This is a genomic window from Luteibacter sp. 3190 (assembly GCF_031456385.1).
In the GTDB taxonomy this organism is placed as follows: domain Bacteria; phylum Pseudomonadota; class Gammaproteobacteria; order Xanthomonadales; family Rhodanobacteraceae; genus Luteibacter.
Map to the genome: position 1 here is coordinate 382801 of NZ_JAVDUO010000003.1, position 19854 is coordinate 402654.

12 protein-coding genes are annotated in these 19854 nt (G+C 68.9%); 5 read left to right on the top strand and 7 right to left on the bottom strand.

What is annotated here, in order from left to right:
* Positions 1-8 precede the first annotated feature (8 nt).
* The gene (locus J2X58_RS14570; protein ID WP_310049030.1) at positions 9-4298 is read right to left on the bottom strand and encodes a DEAD/DEAH box helicase; all 4290 of its coding nucleotides are present in this window, start codon (positions 4296-4298) and stop codon (positions 9-11) included.
* A gap of 147 nt (positions 4299-4445) precedes the next feature.
* On the opposite strand from J2X58_RS14570, the gene J2X58_RS14575 reads away from it, so the two are divergent.
* Positions 4446-6668 carry a glycoside hydrolase family 3 C-terminal domain-containing protein gene (locus tag J2X58_RS14575; RefSeq protein ID WP_310049031.1) on the top strand — a complete coding sequence of 741 codons (2223 nt, stop codon included), beginning with the start codon at positions 4446-4448 and terminating at the stop codon, positions 6666-6668.
* Between the two features lie 1080 nt (positions 6669-7748).
* Entirely contained in the window at positions 7749-8528 is a 780-nt protein-coding gene (locus tag J2X58_RS14580; RefSeq protein ID WP_310049032.1) for a transporter, read from the top strand.
* Here the strand turns inward: J2X58_RS14580 and J2X58_RS14585 are convergent.
* The 3 genes from J2X58_RS14585 to mprF form a co-directional block, all read right to left on the bottom strand.
* A complete protein-coding gene (locus J2X58_RS14585) occupies positions 8525-8689 on the bottom strand; it encodes a hypothetical protein (protein WP_310049033.1) in 165 nt (54 codons plus the stop codon). The genes J2X58_RS14580 and J2X58_RS14585 overlap by 4 nt on opposite strands.
* A 637-nt stretch (positions 8690-9326) precedes the next feature.
* The gene (locus J2X58_RS14590; protein WP_310049034.1) at positions 9327-10121 is read right to left on the bottom strand and encodes an AcvB/VirJ family lysyl-phosphatidylglycerol hydrolase; all 795 of its coding nucleotides are present in this window, start codon (positions 10119-10121) and stop codon (positions 9327-9329) included.
* 8 nt (positions 10122-10129) lie between these two features.
* A complete protein-coding gene (gene mprF, locus J2X58_RS14595) occupies positions 10130-12724 on the bottom strand; it encodes a bifunctional lysylphosphatidylglycerol flippase/synthetase MprF (RefSeq protein WP_310049035.1) in 2595 nt (864 codons plus the stop codon).
* A 238-nt stretch (positions 12725-12962) separates the two neighbouring features.
* On the opposite strand from mprF, the gene J2X58_RS14600 reads away from it, so the two are divergent.
* A complete protein-coding gene (locus J2X58_RS14600; RefSeq protein ID WP_310049036.1) occupies positions 12963-14909 on the top strand; it encodes a sulfatase-like hydrolase/transferase in 1947 nt (648 codons plus the stop codon).
* A gap of 111 nt (positions 14910-15020) precedes the next feature.
* Here the strand turns inward: J2X58_RS14600 and J2X58_RS14605 are convergent, their stop codons facing one another.
* Both J2X58_RS14605 and J2X58_RS14610 read right to left on the bottom strand, forming a co-directional pair.
* Positions 15021-16442: a nicotinate phosphoribosyltransferase gene (locus tag J2X58_RS14605; RefSeq protein ID WP_310049214.1), complete on the bottom strand. Its 1422-nt coding sequence runs from the start codon at positions 16440-16442 to the stop codon at positions 15021-15023.
* Positions 16443-16483: 41 nt separating this feature from the next.
* On the bottom strand, positions 16484-17185 hold the full coding sequence (locus tag J2X58_RS14610; protein ID WP_090058983.1) for a pirin family protein: 702 nt from the start codon (positions 17183-17185) through the stop codon (positions 16484-16486).
* 196 nt (positions 17186-17381) lie between these two features.
* Between J2X58_RS14610 and J2X58_RS14615 the strand changes: the two genes are divergently transcribed.
* Both J2X58_RS14615 and J2X58_RS14620 read left to right on the top strand, forming a co-directional pair.
* Complete coding sequence (locus tag J2X58_RS14615; RefSeq protein WP_310049037.1) at positions 17382-18389, top strand: LLM class flavin-dependent oxidoreductase; 1008 nt, start codon at positions 17382-17384, stop codon at positions 18387-18389.
* Positions 18390-18395: 6 nt separating this feature from the next.
* Positions 18396-18812 (top strand): putative toxin-antitoxin system toxin component, PIN family, encoded by a 417-nt coding sequence (locus J2X58_RS14620; RefSeq protein ID WP_310049038.1) that lies wholly within the window; start codon positions 18396-18398, stop codon positions 18810-18812.
* Positions 18813-19193: 381 nt separating this feature from the next.
* On the opposite strand, the gene J2X58_RS14625 is transcribed toward J2X58_RS14620, so the two are convergent.
* On the bottom strand, positions 19194-19841 hold the full coding sequence (locus J2X58_RS14625) for a DUF6348 family protein (RefSeq protein WP_090058975.1): 648 nt from the start codon (positions 19839-19841) through the stop codon (positions 19194-19196).
* Positions 19842-19854: the final 13 nt, after the last annotated feature.

A 19854-nucleotide genomic window follows, 5' to 3' on the forward strand; every position in this document is an offset into this window, starting at 1 on the left:
GCGCGCTCCTACAACGCCGCCGTTGAACGCAGGTCGGCTTTGCGCTGCAGAGCGCCCCGTGCCTCGCGCTCGTCGTCGCCTTCCAGCGGCGTGAGCGCGACGAACTTGCCCGCCACCATCGCGGCGAGGGGCACGCCATCGCGGATCGCCAGCCGGTTGCCGATCACGGCGGGCACCTTCGCCGAACCGGCGAGGATCGATCCGATCAGGTTGAGCGGGTCGGTGCCCGCGATGCAGACGATCTCGCCGTCGTGCGGCCGGTGGCGGATCTGCCGTAGCGCCGCGAGCGCCTCGGGCAACGCGAACTGCTCGCCGACGAGGCCATCGACGAACCGGCCGCCACGGATCTCGCCGCGCGCTTCCAGCCGATGGTAGACGCGGCGCAGGTCGCGCCACGCGGGAAGCCATGCCGCCTCCCGCTCCAGGATCCGCCAGCTGACCACGCCGTAGCGGCGCAGCAGCGTCCGCGCGATGTGTTCCAGCCCATCGGCATCGTTGCGTTGCTCGCTCGCGCGACGTGCGAGCGACCAGCGCCCCGCGTCCTCGATGCCGCTGAGCATGTGCCGGCGCGTGCGCCGATGGCGGCTTCCGTTGCGCTTCGACGCCGGCAGCAGCAAGGCGCGCAGGCCCGCGAAGCTGTCGGCGGTGACACGTCCTGCCGCGACGAGCTCGCCCAGCGCATCCTCGAGCTCCGTGCGAAGCAGGCGGGTGGTCGATGCGAGCTCGTCGAAGAACAGCGCGCCTTCGTCGCGCAGCGCATCGGCCACGGCCTGCGCTCGCGAGGACAGCGCCACGTCGTCGGTCGCGGCCGGCGCGGCGGCCGACCACACCGGCAGCTGGCGACGTGGCAGCAACACGATCGGCGTCGAGCGCACCGGTCCGCCGCTGCCCGTGCCCAGGCGCAGGCGGCTCCAGACGACACGGCCCGCCCGACACAGATCGTCGAGCCAGCCGATGCCGTAATCGGAAACGCGCGACGGCAGCAGCTCGGTTTCCCATGCGCCCGCCGCGGCTTCGAAGCCTTCGAGCTGCCCGATCGTGCCGGCGAGCGCGTCCGGGCCGGTGACCTGCGTGGCACGGGTGACATGTTGCCAGTCGAGCAGGAAGCGATAGAAGTCGCGCGGCGCCACCGGCTCGATCTCGCGACGCAGGCGCCCGATCGTGTAGCGGTGGATGCGCGCGAGCAGGTGACGTTCGCACCATTCGACGTCGGTGACGCCGGACGAGAACGGCCCGCGCATGACATAGCCCTCGGATTCGAGCGAACCGAGGGCGAGCTCGACATCGGGCAATGGCATGCCCAGCGACGCGACGAGCGCGTTCGCCGGCACCGGACCGAGGCCGCCGAGGCGGCCGCGCACGATGTCGATGAGCGCCGATTCCGGCGTCCAGGCCTGCGCCGCGTAGCTGGCCGGTGCCGCGATCGCCGGCGACATCGCGGCGACGGAAACCATCGCCTGCCACGCGGGCAAGCGTTCCGCGGCGACCCAGAGCGCATGGTCGCCGTGCGTCAGCAACGTGGCCCGCGCATCCTTCGCCAGCGCCGCGAGCAGCTTCGCCCATCCGGCGTTCTCGCGTACTTCGTCCTGGGTGATCGCGCCCAGCTGTACGAGGGCCTCGTGCATCTCGTCGGCGCTACGCGCCTCCGGCCACGCCTCGAGACGCACCGCGTCGATGGCCTCGGCATCGAGGCGGCCGAGGTCGTCGGCCGTCTCGGCCTCGTTCCAGCGGCGCGACTGCACCGCCTGCGTGCGCCGCTCTTCCAGTGGCGCGTCGTCGAGAAACGCATACGGCGCGGCGCTCAGCACTTCGGCCGCGAGCGGCGACGGCGTGGCGAGGTCGCGCGCGACCATCGCGATGCGACCGGACTCGAGCCCACGCAGGACCTCGAGCAGGCCTGCGCTGTCCATCGCCTCGTGCAGGCAGTCGTCCAGCGTCTGCTTCACCAGCGGATGGTCCGGCACCTCGCGTTCGCCCACGAGGTTCTCCGCGCACGCGACCTGATCGGGGAATACGGTCGCGAGCAGATCCTCGCTCTTCATGCGCTGCAGCTGCGGCGCGACCTTGCGGCCACCCGTGAAGCGCGGCAGCGCGAGGGCGGTCGTCGCGTTCCAGCGCCAGCGCACGCCGAATAGCGGTGCGTCGAGCAATGCCTGGATCAGCACATGCTCCGCCGAATTCGAATGCAGATAGCGCGCGACCTCTTCCAGCGGAAAGCTGTGGCTGGTGGAAAGCGACAGCACGATGGCGTCTTCGGTCGCGGCCGCCTGCAGTTCGAAATTGAACTTGCGGCAGAAGCGCTTGCGCAAGGCCAGGCCCCATGCGCGGTTGATGCGGCTGCCGAACGGCGTGTGGATGATCAGCTGCGTGCCGCCGGACTCGTCGAAGAAGCGCTCCATCACGAGCATGTCGCGGGTCGGCAACGCGCCGAGCGCCGCGCGTGCGCGGAACAGGTAGTCGACGATCTGTTCGGCGGCCGCCTTCGGCAGGGCCAGCTCGCCGGTGAGCCAGCGGAAGGCGCCGTCGCGGCCGTCCGCGTCGAACGCCGCTGCGATCTCGCCGCGCAGGCGCGACACGCCGAGCGATAGCTCGTCGGTGCGTCCGGGTGCCTCGCCCAGCCAGAAGGGAATGTTCGGTGGCGCGCCCTGCGCGTCTTCCACGCGCAGCCTGCCCGCCTCTACCCGCATGATCCGGTAGGAGCGATTGCCGAGCTGGAAGACGTCGCCGGCGAGGCTCTCCACCGCGAAATCCTCGTTCACCGTGCCGACGATCGTCGACTGGGGTTCGAGCAGCACGTTGTAATCGCCGGTGTCGGGAATGGTGCCGCCCGACGTGACGGCGGTGAGCCGTGCGCCGCGACGCTCGCGCAGGCGGCCGTTCACCGCGTCGCGGTGAATGTACGAACCGCGTGGCCCGATGCGCGTGGTGAAGCCTTCCGACAGCATCCGCACGGTTTCGTCGAAGCGCTCGCGCGTCAGCGCGCGGAAGGGGTAGGCGCGGCGGATCAGGTCGTACAGCGCGTCTTCGTCCCACTCCTGGCAGGCGACCTCCGCCACGATCTGCTGCGCGAGCACGTCGAGCGGCTCGTCCGGCATGATCAGCGCGTCGAGTTCGCCGCGGCGCACGCAGTCGAGCAGCGCGGCGCATTCCACCAGGTCGTCGCGCGAGGTCGGGAACAGGCGCGCCTTCGGCGTTCCGCCCACGGCGTGACCCGCGCGGCCGGCGCGCTGCAGGAACGCCGCGATCGATCGCGGCGAGGCGATCTGGCAGACGAGGTCGACATCGCCGATGTCGATGCCCAGTTCCAGCGACGCCGTGGCCACGAGCGCGCGCAGCTCGCCCCGCTTGAGCCGCTGCTCGGCGTCGAGGCGCTGCTCACGCGACAGGCTGCCGTGGTGCGCGGTGACGGCCTCCTTGCCCAGGCGCTCGGACAGGTGCCGCGACACGCGTTCGGCCATGCGCCGCGTGTTGACGAATACCAGGGTGGTGCGGTGTTGCTCGATGAGGTTGCCGAGCCGGTTGTAGACCAGCTCCCACATGTCGTTCGACATCACGGCCTCGAGCGGCACCGGCGGCACTTCCAGCGCGAGATCGCGCTTGCGCGTGTGACCGATGTCGACGATGGCGCAGTCCTCGCGCTCGCCGCCGGTGAGGAACGCCGCGACCTTCTCGATCGGTTTCTGCGTCGCGGAAAGACCGATGCGCGTGATGCGGCGCTGCGCGAGCGACTCCAGGCGTTCGAGGGACACGGCGAGGTGGCTGCCGCGCTTGCTCGCCGCCACGGCGTGGATTTCGTCGACGATCACCTCGCGCACGTCGCGCAACATGGCGCGCCCCGAATCCGAACCGAGCAGCACATAGAGCGACTCCGGCGTGGTGACGAGGATGTGCGGCGGACGGCGCTTCATCTTCTCGCGGTCGGACGACGGGGTGTCGCCCGTGCGCACGGCGGTGCGGATCTCGAGGTCGGGCAGGCCGCGCGCACGGAGCGCCTCGCGGATGCCGGCCAGCGGCGCCTCGAGGTTGATGCGGATGTCGTTCGACAGCGCCTTCAGCGGCGAGACGTAGAGGATCGTGGTGCGATCGCGCAGGCCGCCTTGCTCGACGCCTTCGCGCACGAGGGTGTCGATCGCGGAGAGGAACGCGGTGAGCGTCTTGCCCGAGCCGGTGGGCGCGGCGACGAGCGTATGCCGGCCGGAACGGATCGCCGGCCACGCGGCGACCTGCGCGGGCGTGGGCTCGGGAAACGCTTCGCCGAACCACGCGGCGACGGCGGGATGAAAGGCGCTGAGGGTCATCGACTTTTGTGAATTCATTGAATCACTTAAGTGGGGTCCAGGGGCCTCGATGGCAAGCGTCGAGCGTACCGCGACGGCGTCTCGCGGGTTGCGATAAAGCCGTTACTTGGCGATGGTTGGCCCTTCCTCGCCGATCGACCGTGCCCCATGTCCGAGTTCACCCGCCGCACCACCCTCGCCGTCGCCCTCGCTGCAGGCCTCGCCGGTTCCGCCCATGCCGCCGCGCCGGCGGACAAACCGTGGATGGATCGCTCGCTGAGCCCCGACCGCCGCGCGGAACTGCTCGTCTCCGCCATGACCGACGATGAGAAATTCCGCCTGATCCGTTCCGATTTCGGTCTGGCCAGCGACAAGCACGGCGTCCCCGAAGGCGCCGTCGGTGGCGCCGGCTACGTAGCCGCCCTGCCCCGTATCGGCCTGGCCGCGATCAATGAAACGGACGCGGGACTCGGCGTGAACAAGCCGGGCATCGACGGCAAGGGCGCGATCTCGCTGCCGGCCGGCCTCGCGACCGCCGCGAGCTTCGATCCCGCCGTCGCCCACGCGGGCGGCCGCATGATCGGCGGCGAGGCCCGTGGCAAGGGCTACGGCGTGCTCCTGTCGGGCGGCGTGAACCTGGTGCGCGATCCGCGCAATGGCCGCAACTTCGAATATGCGGGCGAGGATCCGATCCTCGCGGGCACCATCGTCGGCGCGGCGGTGAAGGGCATCCAGGAGCAACGGATCGTCGCGACGGTGAAGCACTTCGCCATCAACGACCTGGAAACCGGCCGCAACACGCACAGCGCGGACATCGATCCCGTCGCGCTGCGCGAGTCGGACCTGCTCGCCTTCCAGATCGCCATCGCGCACGGCGATCCGGGCTCGGTCATGTCGGCCTATAACCGCGTCAATGGCGTCTACGCCGGCGAGGATGCCTGGCTGCTCACCGACGTGCTCAAGAAGGAGTGGGGCTTCAAGGGCTTCGTGATGTCCGACTGGGGCGGCGTGCACAGCGGTGCCAAGGCCGCGCTGGCCGGACTCGACCAGGAATCCGCCGGCGAGGTGTTCGACAAGGAGGTGTACTTCGACAAGCCGTTGCGCGCCGCCGTGGCGTCGGGCGAGGTGCCGAAGGCGCGCCTCGACGACATGGCCCGCCGCATCCTGCGCAGCCTCATCGCCCACGGCGTCATCGACGATCCCATTCCCATGAAGTCGGTCACGCCAGTTCCGTACGCGGCCGACCGCATCGTCGCCCGGGACGCGCTGGAAGCCGGCGCGGTCCTCCTGCGCAACGAAGGCTCGCTGCTGCCGCTGGCGCGCAAGGGTCAGTCGGTCGTCGTGATCGGTGGCCACGCGGACAAGGGGGTGCTTGCCGGCGGAGGCTCGTCCACGGTCACCGACGAGGGCGGCGATCCGGTGCCCGGACTCGAACCGACCGGCTGGCCGGGCCCGGTCCGCTATCACGCGTCCGCGCCGCTCGCCTTCATGCAGAAGCTGGGTGGCAAGGTGACCTTCGATCCGGGCACCGATCCCGCGGCGGCCGCGAAAGCCGCCGCGGCCGCCGATGTCGCCGTCGTCTTCGTCACGAAGTGGGCCGCCGAGTCGTACGATGCGCCGGACATGTCGCTGCCGGATGGGCAGGACGCGCTGGTGGCCGCCGTCGCGAAGGCGAACCCGAAGGTCGTCGTCGTGCTGGAAACCAATGGCGCGGTGAAGATGCCCTGGCTTCAGGGCGTCGGTGCGGTGCTGCAGGCGTGGTATCCCGGATCGGGAGGCGGCGAAGGCATCGCGCGGCTGCTCTATGGCGAAACCGCGCCGTCGGGGCGCCTCCCGGTGAGCTGGCCGAAGGACGAGTCGCAGTTGCCGCGCCCCACGATCCAGGCCGCTGGCCTGTACTCGAAGGAAAAGCCGGCGGACAACATCGACTACACCATCGAGGGTGCCGACGTCGGCTACCGCTGGTTCGAGAAGACCGGGCGCGAGCCGCTCTTCGCCTTCGGCTACGGCCTGACCTACACGTCGTTCGCGTACAGCGATTTCGCCGTGGACAAGGACGCGGCCGGCCGGGTCGTCGCGCACGTCACCGTGAAGAACACGGGCAAGACCGCCGGCGCGGACGTGCCGCAGGTCTACGTCGCCGCGCCGGACGGCGGCATGCGCCGCCTTGCCGGCTGGCACAAGGTGAGCCTGAAGCCGGGCGCGAGCCGTCGGGTCGACATCGCGCTGGAACCCATGGCCCTCGCCCGCTACGACGACAAGGGCAAGCGCTGGCGCGTCGCGCCGGGCACGTACACCGTGAAGCTCGGCCGCTCCGCCGCGGATTTCGCGGGCGAAGCGAAGGTCGACCTGTCGGAAAGCTTCCCGGTCCTCAAGGCCGGATCGCGCTAGGTCACGGCCCCGGCGGCCGTTGTGGGAGCGGACCTGGCCGCGACAGCTTTTCGCCCCGGTCCCCAAGGTGGCGCGCCAGCTCCAGGGCACGGCCTCAAAACATGTCGCGCCCAGGTGCGCTCCCACAAGGGGGGCGCCGAGGCGGTTGGAGCGGACCTGGCCGCGACGGCTTTTCGCCCCGGTCCCCAAGGTGGCGCGCCAGCTCCGGGGCACGGCCTCAGAAGATGTCGCGCCCAGGTGCGCTCCCACAGGTGCGGGCTCCGAGGCTGTTGGAGCGGACCTGGCCGCGACGGCTTTTCGCCCCGGTCCCCAAGGTGGCGCGCCAGCTCCGGGGCACGGCCCCAAAACATGTCGCGCCCAGGTGCGCTCCCACAAGGGGGGCGCCGAGGCGGTTGTGGGAGCGGATCTGGCCGCGACAGCTCTTCGCCCCGGTCCCCAAGGTGGCGCGCCAGCTCCAGGGCACGGCCTCAAAACATGTCGCGCCCAGGTGCGCTCCCACAAGGCGGGGCGCCGAGGCCGTTGTAGGAGCGGACCTGGCCGCGACAGCTCTTCGCCCCGGTCCCCAAGGTGGCGCGCCAGCTCCAGGGAACGGCCTCAAAACATGTCGCGCCCAGGTGCGCTCCCACAAGGGGGGGCGCCGAGGCGGTTGTGGGAGCGGCCCTGGCCGCGACAGCTTTTCGCCCCGGTCCCCAAGGTGGCGCGCCAGCTCCGGGGCACGGCCTCAAAACATGTCGCGCCCAGGTGCGCTCCCACAGGCGGGGCCTTCGGCGGTTGTGGGAGCGGACCTGGCCGCGACGGCTTTTCGCCGCGGTCCCCAAGGTGGCGCGCCAGCTCCAGGGCACGGCCCCAAAACATGTCGCGCCCAGGTGCGCTCCCACAGGCGGGGCGCCGAGGCGGTTGTGGGAACGGACCTGGCCGCGACAGCTTTTCGCCGCGGTCTTCAAGGTGGGGCGCCAGCTCCGGGGCACGGCCTTAAAACATGTCGCGCCCAGGCGCGCTCCCACAGGTGCGGGTCTGGCCGCAACGCTCCCCCGTTCGTCATGACGCGGTCGCGACGGTCGCGCTTGCCACAATCGCCGCATGACGCCACGCCCTCTCCTCGCCGCCCTCGCCCTCGCCCTCGCCGTCCTTTCGACGCCTGCCTTCGCCGATCCGCCCGATTTCGACCGGCCGGGGGCCGGCTTCGCGACCACCGTGCTGCCCGCGGGCACGCTGGCGCTCGAACAGGGGCTGCCGACGTACGAGCGGGAGCGAAGCGATGGTTTTCTGGATCGCACGTACACGGCCGACAGCGTCATCCGCCTCGGTCTGGGCGGGCCGGTCGAGCTGCAGGTCGCTGGATCGGCATGGAACCGCCTCGACGAACGCGGGATGGGCTCGCGGCGACATGCCACGGGGCACGGCGACACCAGCGTGGGCCTCAAATGGGCATCCCCGGGATCGGGCGACGCCGGCTCGTTCAGCTGGGCGGCGCTCGGCAACGTGACGTTCGACAATGGCGACGAGGACTTCGGCAACGGCGCTCGCGAGGTCAGCCTCGGCAGCACGATGCAGTGGAAGCCTGACGATGACCACCAGAACACGCTCTACGCGAACGTCGACCACCTGAAGGGGCGCAACACCTGGACCCTTGCGCCGACCTTCGGCCGCAAATTCGGCGATCAATGGATGGCATACATCGAGGCCGACGCCATCCACGACGCGGACGAGGGTAACGAGCTGCAGGCGGGCGGCGGGCTGGCCTATACCATCGGCGACCACCTGCAGCTGGACGCGTACGCCCTGCACCGGGTGGCGGGCCATGGGCCCTCGTTCATCGCCGGGCTCGGCGTCTCGATGTTCTTCGGCAGGAAGAGCTAGCGCCGGTTCACGCGGCGCATGGCACGCAGCAGGATGACGGCCAGCGCGAGCCCGACGATCAGGCCGATACCGCCGCCCCAGACCGAGCCGGTCCGCCCATCGATGAAATAACCGATGGCGAAACCGATGAGCGCGATCAGGGGAACGGGAAGACAGCCCATGGCGCGAGCATACGCCAGAAAAGCATGGCCCTCGCGCTCACGCGGAGGGCCATGGCGACCGTCCCTTGGTCTGGCGGCCTCGGCCACCCGAACGCGGCCCGGCGAAGCCGACGCGGCGTTACCGCCGATGAAGGGGGGATCGATCCTTGCGCTAGGGACGGACGGCGTCCTGCCGTCGGATCGGTCATCGGCGATGTGTTGCCACGCCGATGTCGCCGGCGCGGCGTGACCGTAATGTTGCGTAGGTCGGCCGGCGGCGGATATAGGAGAATTCTTAAAATTAGTGCCGATTTGCCTTCGCCTGTGTAGGCGAAGGCCGGGTTTTACGCCAGGGCGTGGGATTCACGGCTTTTCTGCTCGTCCCTACGCCGCTCCGGGCGCGGCCTTTCAGGGCGAGTCGCCGGCGGCTTTGGCGCGGTCCGCTGCGGAATGCTCATGCCCCGACTGGCGAGACTACGCAGGCTCGCACCGTCGGACGACCCGTAATCCCGTTTGCCTGGTTCGCGTTGCATCGTTCATTTCTCCATTGCGCGCTCCACCCCGGGCGATCAGGTTGGTCGCAAAAGGCGAAATTTTCGGTGGCAGACCGGTGAACGTTGTGTGACAGGCCTTCACGCGCCCGAACGGCGATCGTCCGTTAAGGCGACGTCGACGCGGCCGTCGGTTGCGCGGGCATGCGCTGGATGAGCTCGGTCGCCAACGCTTCGTAGTTCTCGTCGAAATGGTGGGAGCCGGGCTTCCGGTAGACCGTGACGAACGATGGCAGCTTCGGATCGGTGCAGCCGCTGTCGTCCGCATCCTCGGCGCCGTAATAGCAGGCCATCGGCGGGTGTCCGCCCAGCGCGGCGATCGGCGGCATCGCATCGGTGTGCACGACCGGATTGAGCCACTGCAGGAAATTGTGCGTGTGGGTGGTCCACCAGCCCTGCTGCATGTAGCCTTCGAGTTCGATCTCGAAGTTCACGTCGCGGCTCGCGGAGAGCAGCACGAGCTGGCTCAGGCGCGCGCGGTTGTCGGGACGGAGTTTCCCCACGATGGTCGGCAGCACGTCGGCGCCGAACGAATAGCCGATCAGCAGCACGCGTTTCTTCTTCCAAAGCGCCGTGTAGCGATCGAGCAGGCCGTCGAGATCGTGCGCCGATTCCTCCGGCGAACGGTATCGCCAGAAGTACTTGAATGTGCTGACACCGGCCACCGGAATGCCGCGCGAGGTGAACACCGCGCCCAGGCGCTGGTCGAGGTCCCACCAGCCGCCGTCGCCCGAGTAGATGACGACGAGCAGGTCTTCCTGTCCGGCCGGCGCCGTCGTGAGCGCGGGCAGCTCGACGGTGGATTTCTCCATCGACGCATGTGTCCACGGATGCCAGGCGAGCAGCGCGAGCACGCCCAGGGCGAGCAGGCCGAGCAGGGAATAGCGGATCGTTTTTTTCATGCGTCTCTTCATCGGCGGACGACGCCACCCAGCCCGCCGGAGATCAGGCTGGCGACGTTGGCCAGCGCGAGGGGAAGCGCGATGCCGCCGGGCACCGCGATGTAGCGCGGCTCCCACTCGGGATCGAACTTGTCCTTGTAGCGCTGCAATCCGCGGAAATTGTAGAAGCGCTCGCCGCGTCCGAACACCATGGCGCCGAAGCGGCTCCACAGCGGCGCGGTACGCCGGTTCTGCAGGCCCGACAACGGGGCCATGCCGAGGTTGAACCAGCGATAGCCCTCGGCCTTCGCCCAGACCATCAGTTCGATGAACAGGAAATCCATGATGCCGGACGGACCGTCGGGCAGGTGGCGCATGAGGTCGACGGAGGCTTCCTCCTTCGTGTCCGTCACGAACACGTTGGCGAACGCGACGGGCTCCTCGCCCTGCCAGACCACCGCCATCGGCGTGCGGGCGAGGTAACGCTCGTCGAACAGGCCGAGGGAGAAACGCTTCTCGCGGACCTTCTTGTCGCGCATCCACGCATCGGAGATGACCTTCAGGCGCGGCAGCAGCGCCGGTACGCCGTCGACCGGCACGATCTCCATGCGCAGGCCGTCGCGCGCCAGCTTGTTCACCGTGCCGCGCAGGGTCTTCTTCGACTTGCCATCGAGATTGAACGACTCGAGTCGCACGCGCGCCTCCTCGCCGATCTTGAGCAGGCTCATGCCGACGTCGAGGTAGAGGTCGAGATCGCGTGGGCGCACCTGGTAGAACAGCGGCCATCCACCGGCGCGCTCGCATTCCTCCCGGAACGTCCAGACCAGCTCGCGGCGAACGTCCTCGTCGGTGCCGACCGGGTCGCCCATCGCCACCCAGCTGCGGCCTTCGATGTCGTACATGATGAAGGCGCGGTCGTCCGGCGCGAACATCAGCATCTTGTCGCCGACGAGCGCGAGGTGCGCCTGGGCCGAATCGAAACCCTTGACCAGCGGCAGCGCGCGCACGAGTTCGGCGTCGCCGGGACGCGAGCGGCGCGCACGCGCCGGCCGGATCAGGTTGGCCAGCGCGACGAGCATCACGACCGCGGTCGCGCCGACCAACGCCCGCAGCGCGCGCGGCGCGCCGCCATGGCGGAAGCTGAATTCCCACCACAGGTTGTTGCTGTACTCGACGTGCTTGAAGCTGAAGAACACCAGCCACGTCGAGCAGGCCAGCACCGCGCCGATCGCGAGCACCCAGCCGGGCGAGAACGACGCGCGGAACAGCGACGCGCGCCGGTAGAAATGCCGGTGGGCTGGCGCGAGGGCCAGCGCGAGCAGGGTCAGCAGGGTCGCTTCCTCGTAATCGATGCCCTTGAGCAGCGAGAGGATGGCGCCGAGGATCAGCAGCACGAGCGTGAGCACGTACGCAGCGTCGAGCCGGCGCTGCAGGCCGCGCGCGAGGATGAGCAGGAGCATGCCCACGACGCTGGACAGGAAATGCGAGACCTCCACCAGCGGTAACGGCACGAAGCCGCGGAGGATTTCCATGCGCCCCGGGATCGCCAGCGTGGCGCCGGAGAACAGGAGCACGGCGCCCGACACGAGGGTGAGCCCGGCGAAGAACGGCGGAAGCAGGCTGCTGAACCACGGCGTGATCAGCGAGGTATGCCGCAGGGCGCGCACCTCGCGCCAGATCACCATGACGGTCGCGGTGCACAGCGGCAGGAGGTAATACACGAGGCGGTAGGCGGCCAGCGAGCCGAGGATCGGCGCCTCGAGTCCATGGTTTCCGGTGGCGCCGAAGCCGGCCAGCATCACGGCTTCGAAGACACCGAGGCCACCGGGTACATGGCTGATCAGTCCGGCCATCTGCGCCAGGACGAAGATCGCCAGGAAATGGCCGAAGCCGCCCGCGATCGCTTCGGGCATCAGCACGTAGAGCACGCCCGCCGCGAGGCCCCAGTCGAGCGCGCCGATCAGGATCTGCCGCGCCGCGACGACCGGGGTCGGCGCCTCCACCGAGAAGCGCCACACGCGCAGGGGTCGGCGCACCGCCACCGCGATGGCGAACCAGGCCAGGGGCACCAGCACGAGGACGATCGCCAGCGGAATCCGCCAGCCGGAGAGCGGCACCTCGGGAGGGATCGGCACGGCGAGCAGCGTCACGCCGGTGAGGGCCGCCAGCCCGAGCCAGAAGCTCAGGGTGGTGTACAGCACGACCCGCGCCACCTCGCCGGTCGTCAGGCCCGCCTGCACGTAGAAGCGGTAACGGATCGAGCCGGAGACCAGCAGCGACATGCCCAGCGCGTTGGAGAACGCGTAGCTGATGAAGGAGATCAGCCCCACCCGCTTCGCCGGGAGCCGCTTGCCGATGCTGGCCAGCCCGAACCAGTCGTACAGCGTCATGACCCCGTACCCGGCCGCCGTCAGCAGGATCGCCAGCGCGATGTCGGTGTTGGGCAGCGCATGCACGTATCCGGCGATCTGCCGGTACGTCACCTCGCTGGCCATCGCGTGCAGGGCCCAGAGAGCCAGGCACAGCAGCGCCACCGAGAGCAGCGGTCCACCCGCGCGACGGAGCAGGGTCAGATGGAGGGCACGCCTGGCCAGAGGCTGATCGGTCGACGGGAGCTCCGCCATGGTTTCTTGCTCCACGTGCGCCGTGGCTCCGGTGGGTCGTCTCGTAAGGTCGTGTAGGTTGCCACAGAGACGGTAAACGCGGCAGATCACGTTTTCTTGCGACGGCCGACCGCGGATGGCCATGAACCGGATAGCCGACCAAAGCTTCAGCTAAGGATGAGGAAAGGGAGTCGTAAGCCCCTGCGCCTACCCTGCCCGGAAACTGGTCCCGTTGGGCCGTCACGATCCGAGAAGCAGCATGCGCGCGCCCCCGACCTCCGTTCAGACCCTGCGCCAGAGGTTCCGGCCGCTCGTGTGGTTCGGCGTCCTGTTCCTTTCCGTCGCCTTTCTCGTTCGCCTCGTTCTTACACTGCGATCCCGCCACGAGCTCCCGGGCGCGCCGCTCGAGTGGCTGTACGCGTTCGTCGCCGGCTTCGGCTACGACCTGGTGACGTTCGTCTACGTCGCCTGGCCCCTCCTCCTGGTGACGTGGCTCGTGCCGCGCCGGGCGTGGTCCTCGCGCTGGGGCCGCCGGTCGGTCGTCGGGCTGTGCGCCGTGCTCGCTTTCGCCACCCTCTACCTGGGCGCGGCCGAGTTGGTGTTCTGGAACGAGTTCAGCGCGCGCTTCAACTTCATCGCCGTGGACTATCTCGTCTACACGCACGAGGTCATCGGCAACATCCGCGAGTCGTACCCGATCGGCACCTGGTCGGCGCTGCTGTTGCTGGCGACGGTAGCCGTCATGGTCGGCAGCCGTCGCGTGCTCGTGGTGCGCGACGAAGGGTCGCGTTTCCTCCAGCGCGGCGCCGTGGTCGGCGTGTGGCTGCTGCTGACCGTCGCGGTGAGCTTCGCGGTCGACGGGCAGATGAAGGATCGCTCGTCGAACCAGTACGTGAACGAGCTCGCCGGCAACGGCATCTACGAGTTCTTCGCGGCCTTCCGCGAAAACGAGCTCGACTACGCCAAGTACTACCCGACGCTACCGGACAAGGACGCGTTCGCGAACCTGCGCCGCCTGCTGAAGACGCCCGACGCGACGTTCACCACCGACGATCCGCAGGACATCACCCGAACCATCGTGGCGAATCGTCCGGAGAAGAAGCTCAACGTCGTCCTCATCAGCGTGGAAAGCCTGTCGGGCGACTACGTGGAAGGTCTCGATGTCAGCAAGCACAAGCACCTGATGCCGAATCTCGACGCGCTCGCGTCGAAGAGCCTGTTCTTCAGCCAGCTCTATGCCAACGGAACGCGCACGGTGCGCGGCCTCGAGGCGCTGGCGCTGTCCGTGCCGCCGACGCCGGGCGAGTCGATCGTGAAGCGGCCGAACAACGAAAACCTCTGGTCGCTCGCGGACGTCTTCAACGAGAAGGGCTACACGTCGGAGTTCGTCTACGGCGGCTACGGTTACTTCGACAACATGAACCACTTCTTCGCGAGCAACGGCTACAACGCCGTGGATCGCGACGCCATCGCCGACAAGGACATCCACGCCGAGAACGTCTGGGGCGTGGCGGACGAGGACCTGTTCACACTGGTCATGAAGCGCATGGACGACGCGTACGCGGCCGGCAAGCCGTACTTCGGACACGTCATGACGACGTCGAACCACCGGCCGTTCACGTTCCCGCAGGGGCGCGTCGACCTGCCGCAGGGCTCGCGTCGCGCGGCGGTCAAGTACACCGACTGGGCGCTCGGGGATTTCCTCCGCCGCGCGGCGACGAAGCCGTGGTTCGACGACACCATCTTCGTCATCACGGCGGACCATTGCGCGACGAGCGCGGGCAAGACCAGCCTGCCCGTCGATCGATATCACATCCCGCTGTACATCTACTCGCCGAAGCACGTCGCTCCGGGACGCGTCGATCGCCTGATGAGCCAGATCGACATCCCGCCGACGCTGCTGGGCATGCTCGGCTTCAGCTATACGTCGCGGTTCTACGGTTACGACCTCTTCCGGCTCGAGCCCGGCCGCGAGCGCGCGTTCCTGAGCACCTACCAGGAGCTCGGCTACCTGCACGGCGACCGGCTGACGTCGCTGATCCCGCGCCAGCCCGTGAAGCAGATGGTGCCGACGCTGCAGTCGGGCGACGCGGTGCCGGTCGAGCACAAGGATCAGCAGGACGCGGACGACGCCGTGACGTACTACCAGACGGCGGCGTACCTGTTCACGCACGGGTTGATGAAGCGCAAACCACAGGCGCGCTAGCGAAAACCGACCGCCTCGCCGTGGACCCCGGCGTGCGCCGGGGTGACGCTGGCCTCCGTCATAACGGCGCACGCCGGCCCCGGTCCACGAGGTCCGACGGCGCCGCCGGTTTCATCGCCCCGCGGCGGCCCTCTCGCGTACCTCGGCGAACGACCAGTCGCGCAGCAGTTCGCCGTTCTCCCACACCGTCTGCATGACCTCCTCCCAGCCGTGCTCGAGCGCATCGGGCGGAAGCGAGACGGCGTCCGCGGGTAACGCGGCGGTGCGGTACGTGCCGTACTCGCGGTGGCGCAGCAGGGTCATCCGCCCGCGCTTGGACATCTTCCCCTGGTCGGTGACCGGATCCTTCCACACGTCGCGCCATGCGCCGTCCATGCGCGCCGCCGAACACTTCAGCGCGAACTTCTGCGTGTCGCGCGTCAGTTTCTGCAGCAGCGCGCCGCCCATGCCGAACGCGAGGTTGTCGGCCGAATAGCCCGCGCCGACGATGCGCTCGAGGATCGCGCGGATGCTCTCCGGATTCACGCCGTCGCCCTGGATGACGCGGACGTGGTTGAGGACACGGAAGCCCCTGCCGTTCACCGTGCTGCCGAAGGCCTCGTCGAGCAGGCTCACGCAGCGGTGCACCACCTCGACCGGGTCGCCCGAATCCGGACGCACGACGACCGTCGCACCCGACGCGATCACCTCGTCGCGCAACGCCTTGCCCCAGAGCTCGCGAATCGCGTGGTAGATGTCGTAGCTGTCCGACACCACGGCGACGAGCGAGCCCGGCTTCGCGAAACGCCGCAGCATGTTCCTGTACGCGTCGACCTCGTGGTCGCGTCCCCAACTGGTGATCGTGCTGTGCTCGGCGGCGGGAATGGAGAAGCCCGCCATCGGTTCGCCGTAATAGGCGCGGGCGGCGAGCACGCCCGACACGGTATCGGTGCCGAGGAAGTTGACCAGGTGCGCCATGCCGCCGAGCCCGGCGGATTCCGCGCTCGATACGCCGCGCGCGCCGAAGTCGTGCAGCTTGAAAGGAATCTGCGCCGCGGCGTCGTCGGACGTCCGTTCGAGGTAGTGCAGGATCGTCCGCCGCGCCTGCCAGCTGATCGTCGCCACCGTGACGGGATACCAAAGACGTAGCAGCAGCGTTTCGAGGTAGGACGGCAGCCAGTACGCCGCCGGATCGGTGGATTCGACGGTCACCAGCGCCTGGTGCGTCGGCACGACGCTGCCTTCCGGCACCGCGCGCACGCGCACGGGGAGGCGGCCGCCATGCGTGTCGACGATGTGGCGCCAGCCGTCTTCGTTGAAAGGTTCGCCGTGGGCGGCGAAGAAGTCGCGCGCTTCGTCGACGTCCGCGTGCGTGACGCGGCGGCCGAGGCGGGACTTCAGGATGGCCTGGAGGCCGAAGAACACCGTGCTTTCATACGTGCCGCCACGCGATTCCACGTAGAAGAACGTGGCGTCCGTTCCGGGCGGATACTGCAGCCAGTGGCTGGCCTTGTAGCTGTCGGTGTCGAGGATCGGGTTGTCGAGATGGAGCATGCCGTGGGTCGTCATGACCCACAGCATACCCTTCGGTCGCCTTACGCGGCGGCGTCGACGAGCACCAGTTCCGCGTCGTTCGACGCGGTGATGCGCAGCACGTCCTCGTCGCGGATCGCGGCGCCGTCACGTGCGTTCAGCTGCACGCCGTTGACCTCGACCGTGCCCGTGGCCGGCACCATGTAGACGTGGCGGCCCTTGCCGACGGTGTACTCGACCGTCTCGCCGGCCTTCACCGTGGCGCCGAGCACGCGCGCATCGGTGCGGATCGGCAGGGCGTCGGTGTCGGCTTCGCTACCGCTGGCCAGGGTGACGAACTGGCCCGAGCGCTCGCCCTTCGGGAAGGGGCGGGTGCCCCACGACGGCGCCTTGCGCTCGCGGTCGGGGATGATCCAGATCTGGAAGATCCGGGTCGTCTCCGGCTCGGCGTTGTACTCGGCGTGGCGGATGCCGGTGCCGGCGCTCATCACCTGCACGTCGCCCGCTTCGGTGCGCCCCTTGTTGCCGAGGCTGTCCTCGTGGGTGATGGCGCCTTCGCGAACGTACGTGATGATCTCCATGTCCGAATGCGGGTGCGGAGGAAAGCCGGTGCCCGGGGCGATGGTGTCATCGTTCCAGACGCGGAGCGCGCCCCAGCCCATGCGCTTCGGGTCGTGGTACGAGGCGAAGGAGAAGTGATGCTTGGCGTCGAGCCAACCGTGGTTGGCGCCACCGAGGCTGTCGAAACGACGGACGTCGATCATGTCGTGCTCCCCCGGGATTACCGGACTGGATGAGTGGATGGGTGTATTTTCCTCTTCCGTCCGTGCCGTGGCGCATCGCTTCCGGGAACGGATTGTTTCCCAAAGCCGACTTTATGGGTTGCAAAGCCATCCCCCGCGCCCATGTGGGAGGGATTGGCGGACCGTCCGCCGTCCCCTTTCTCGAGGTGTCTTCCGGATGATCCCCTTCTCCGTGCTCGACCTGTCCCCCGTGATCCGCGGCGCCACGCCCGGCGACGCCCTGCGCAATTCGCGCGATCTCGCCATCCATGCCGAGGCGCTGGGCTTCCATCGCTACTGGCTGGCCGAACACCACAACATGACCGGCATCGCCAGCGCCGCGACGTCGATCGTGATCGGCTACGTGGCCGAGGCGACGAAGACGATCCGCGTCGGTTCCGGCGGCATCATGCTGCCCAACCACGCGCCGCTGGTGATCGCGGAGCAGTTCGGCACGCTCGCGTCGCTCTATCCGGGCCGCATCGACCTCGGCCTCGGGCGCGCGCCCGGTACCGACCAGGGCACCGCCCGAGCGCTGCGCCGTGCGCTCGGTCCCAGCGACGACCGTTTCCCGGAGGACGTGCAGGAGCTGCAGTTCTTCCTCGGCCCCCAGCAGCCCGGCCAGACCGTGCGGGCCGTGCCGGGCATGGGTACGAACGTGCCGATCTGGTTGCTCGGCTCGAGCCTGTTCAGCGCGCGCCTCGCGGCGGAGCTGGGCCTGCCGTTCGCCTTCGCGTCGCACTTCGCGCCGGACCTGATGATGAAGGCCCTCGAGGTTTATCGCACGATGTTCCGTCCGTCGGAGACGCTGGACAAGCCGTACGCCATGCTCGGCATCAACGTGGTCGCGGCGGATACGGACGAGGAAGCGCGCCGCCTGTTCACCTCGCAGCAGCAGGCGTTCTGGAACCTGCGTCGCGGCGCGCCGGGCCAGCTCCCGCCGCCGGTCAACACGATGGATGGCGTGTGGACCCCGATGGAAAAGGCGCAGGTCGACCATGCGCTCTCCTGCGCCGTCGTGGGTTCGCCGGACACCGTGCGCGAAGGGCTCGCCGCGTTCATCCAGCGCACCGGCGCCGACGAGCTGATCATCACGGCGCAGATCTACGACCACGAGGCGCGCAAGCGTTCGTACACGATCGTGGCGGAGCAGCACGCGCAGCTGGCCGCGCGCGCGGCGGCCTGATCCCGCGTGCGGGTCGTCCTCGACACGAACGTCTGCCTCGACGCGTTCGTCTTCGACGACCCGCGCGCGGCGCGATTGGTCGCCGCGCTGTCCTCGGGTGAACTGGAAGCCGTCACGCGCGACGATTGCCGCGCGGAATGGCTGGCCGTGCTGCGTTACCCGGCGTTGAAGCTCGACGACGCGCGGATCGCTTCGTCGATAGCGCGTTTCGATGCGCTGGTGACGGCGTTGCCAGCCGGCGCCACGCGCACGTCGCTACCGCGTTGCCGCGATCCGGACGACCAGAAGTTCCTCGAACTCGCGGCCCACGCGGGCGCCGCGCTGTTGTTCTCGCGCGACGCCGAGGTGCTGCGCCTCGGCCGGCGCACGCGACGCGAGGGCCTCTTCGCGATCCTCAAGCCCGAAGACTGGCCGCCGCCGTAGGAGCGCGCCCTGCGCGCGACGTCTTTTCGCGCGATGGAGGGCTCGCGCGCCAGCTCCAGGTCACGGCCTCAAAAGATGTCGCGCCCAGGTGCGCTCCCACAACTGCCTCGAAGCTGGTCCCGGAGGGCCGCGACAGCTGTTCGCCCCGGTCCCCAAAGCTCCAGGTCACGGCCTCAAAGCTGGTCCCGCAGGCCGTTGTGGGAGCGGACCCGGCCGCGACAGCTTTTCGCCCCGGTCCCCAAGCTCCCGGTCACGGCCTCAAAGGTGGTCCCGAAGGCCGTTGTGGGAGCGGACCTGGCCGCGACAGCTTTCGCCCCGGTCCCAAAAGCTCCAGGTCACGGCCTCGAACGATGTCGCGCCCAGGTGCGCTCCCGCATCGGATCAGTCCGCCGGCACCAGCGCGATGAAGTTGCGCAGGCTGTAATAGCGCTCGTGCTGTGGCCAGTCGACCGATGCGATGGCCTTGTGGCCGGCGGCCCAGGGCTCGTTGTCGAGGAGCACTTCGATCTGCGTCTTGCCGTTGCCCACGTTGCCGTAGAACACCCGGATCCAGTGCACGTCGAGCGTGAGCGGCGCCGTGGCGATCGCGGCCTCGAGGGCCGAGAGTCCGTCTTCCGGGATCTCCATGGGCGCATCCTTCTCGCCGCGCAGCGTGAAGTCGCCGACGAACACCGTGAAGCGCTGCGTGCCGGCGCTCAGCTCGCGCACGGCGAGCTTCTTGCCGTTCACCACGTTCCAGCAGGCGGCGAGCACGACGTGGAAATCGTTGCGCGCGAAGCTCTCCAGCGCGTCGCGGCAGCCCGCCTTGCCCTGGCCGATGCCGCCGAAGCTTTCCTCGATGGTGCGCTCCTCGTCCAGCACGATGTCGATGTCGAGGCGGCCCATGCCGCCGTCCTTGCCTTCGTGCCAGATGCCGCGCACGGCGGGATAGTCCTCGCCTTCCGTCAGCAGCCAGTCCTCGTCGGGCTCGAGGGCGACGCCATGCTCGGCGAAAAGATCGATCAGGGTGTTCTGGATGAGACGGTCCATGGGGCATCCGTGG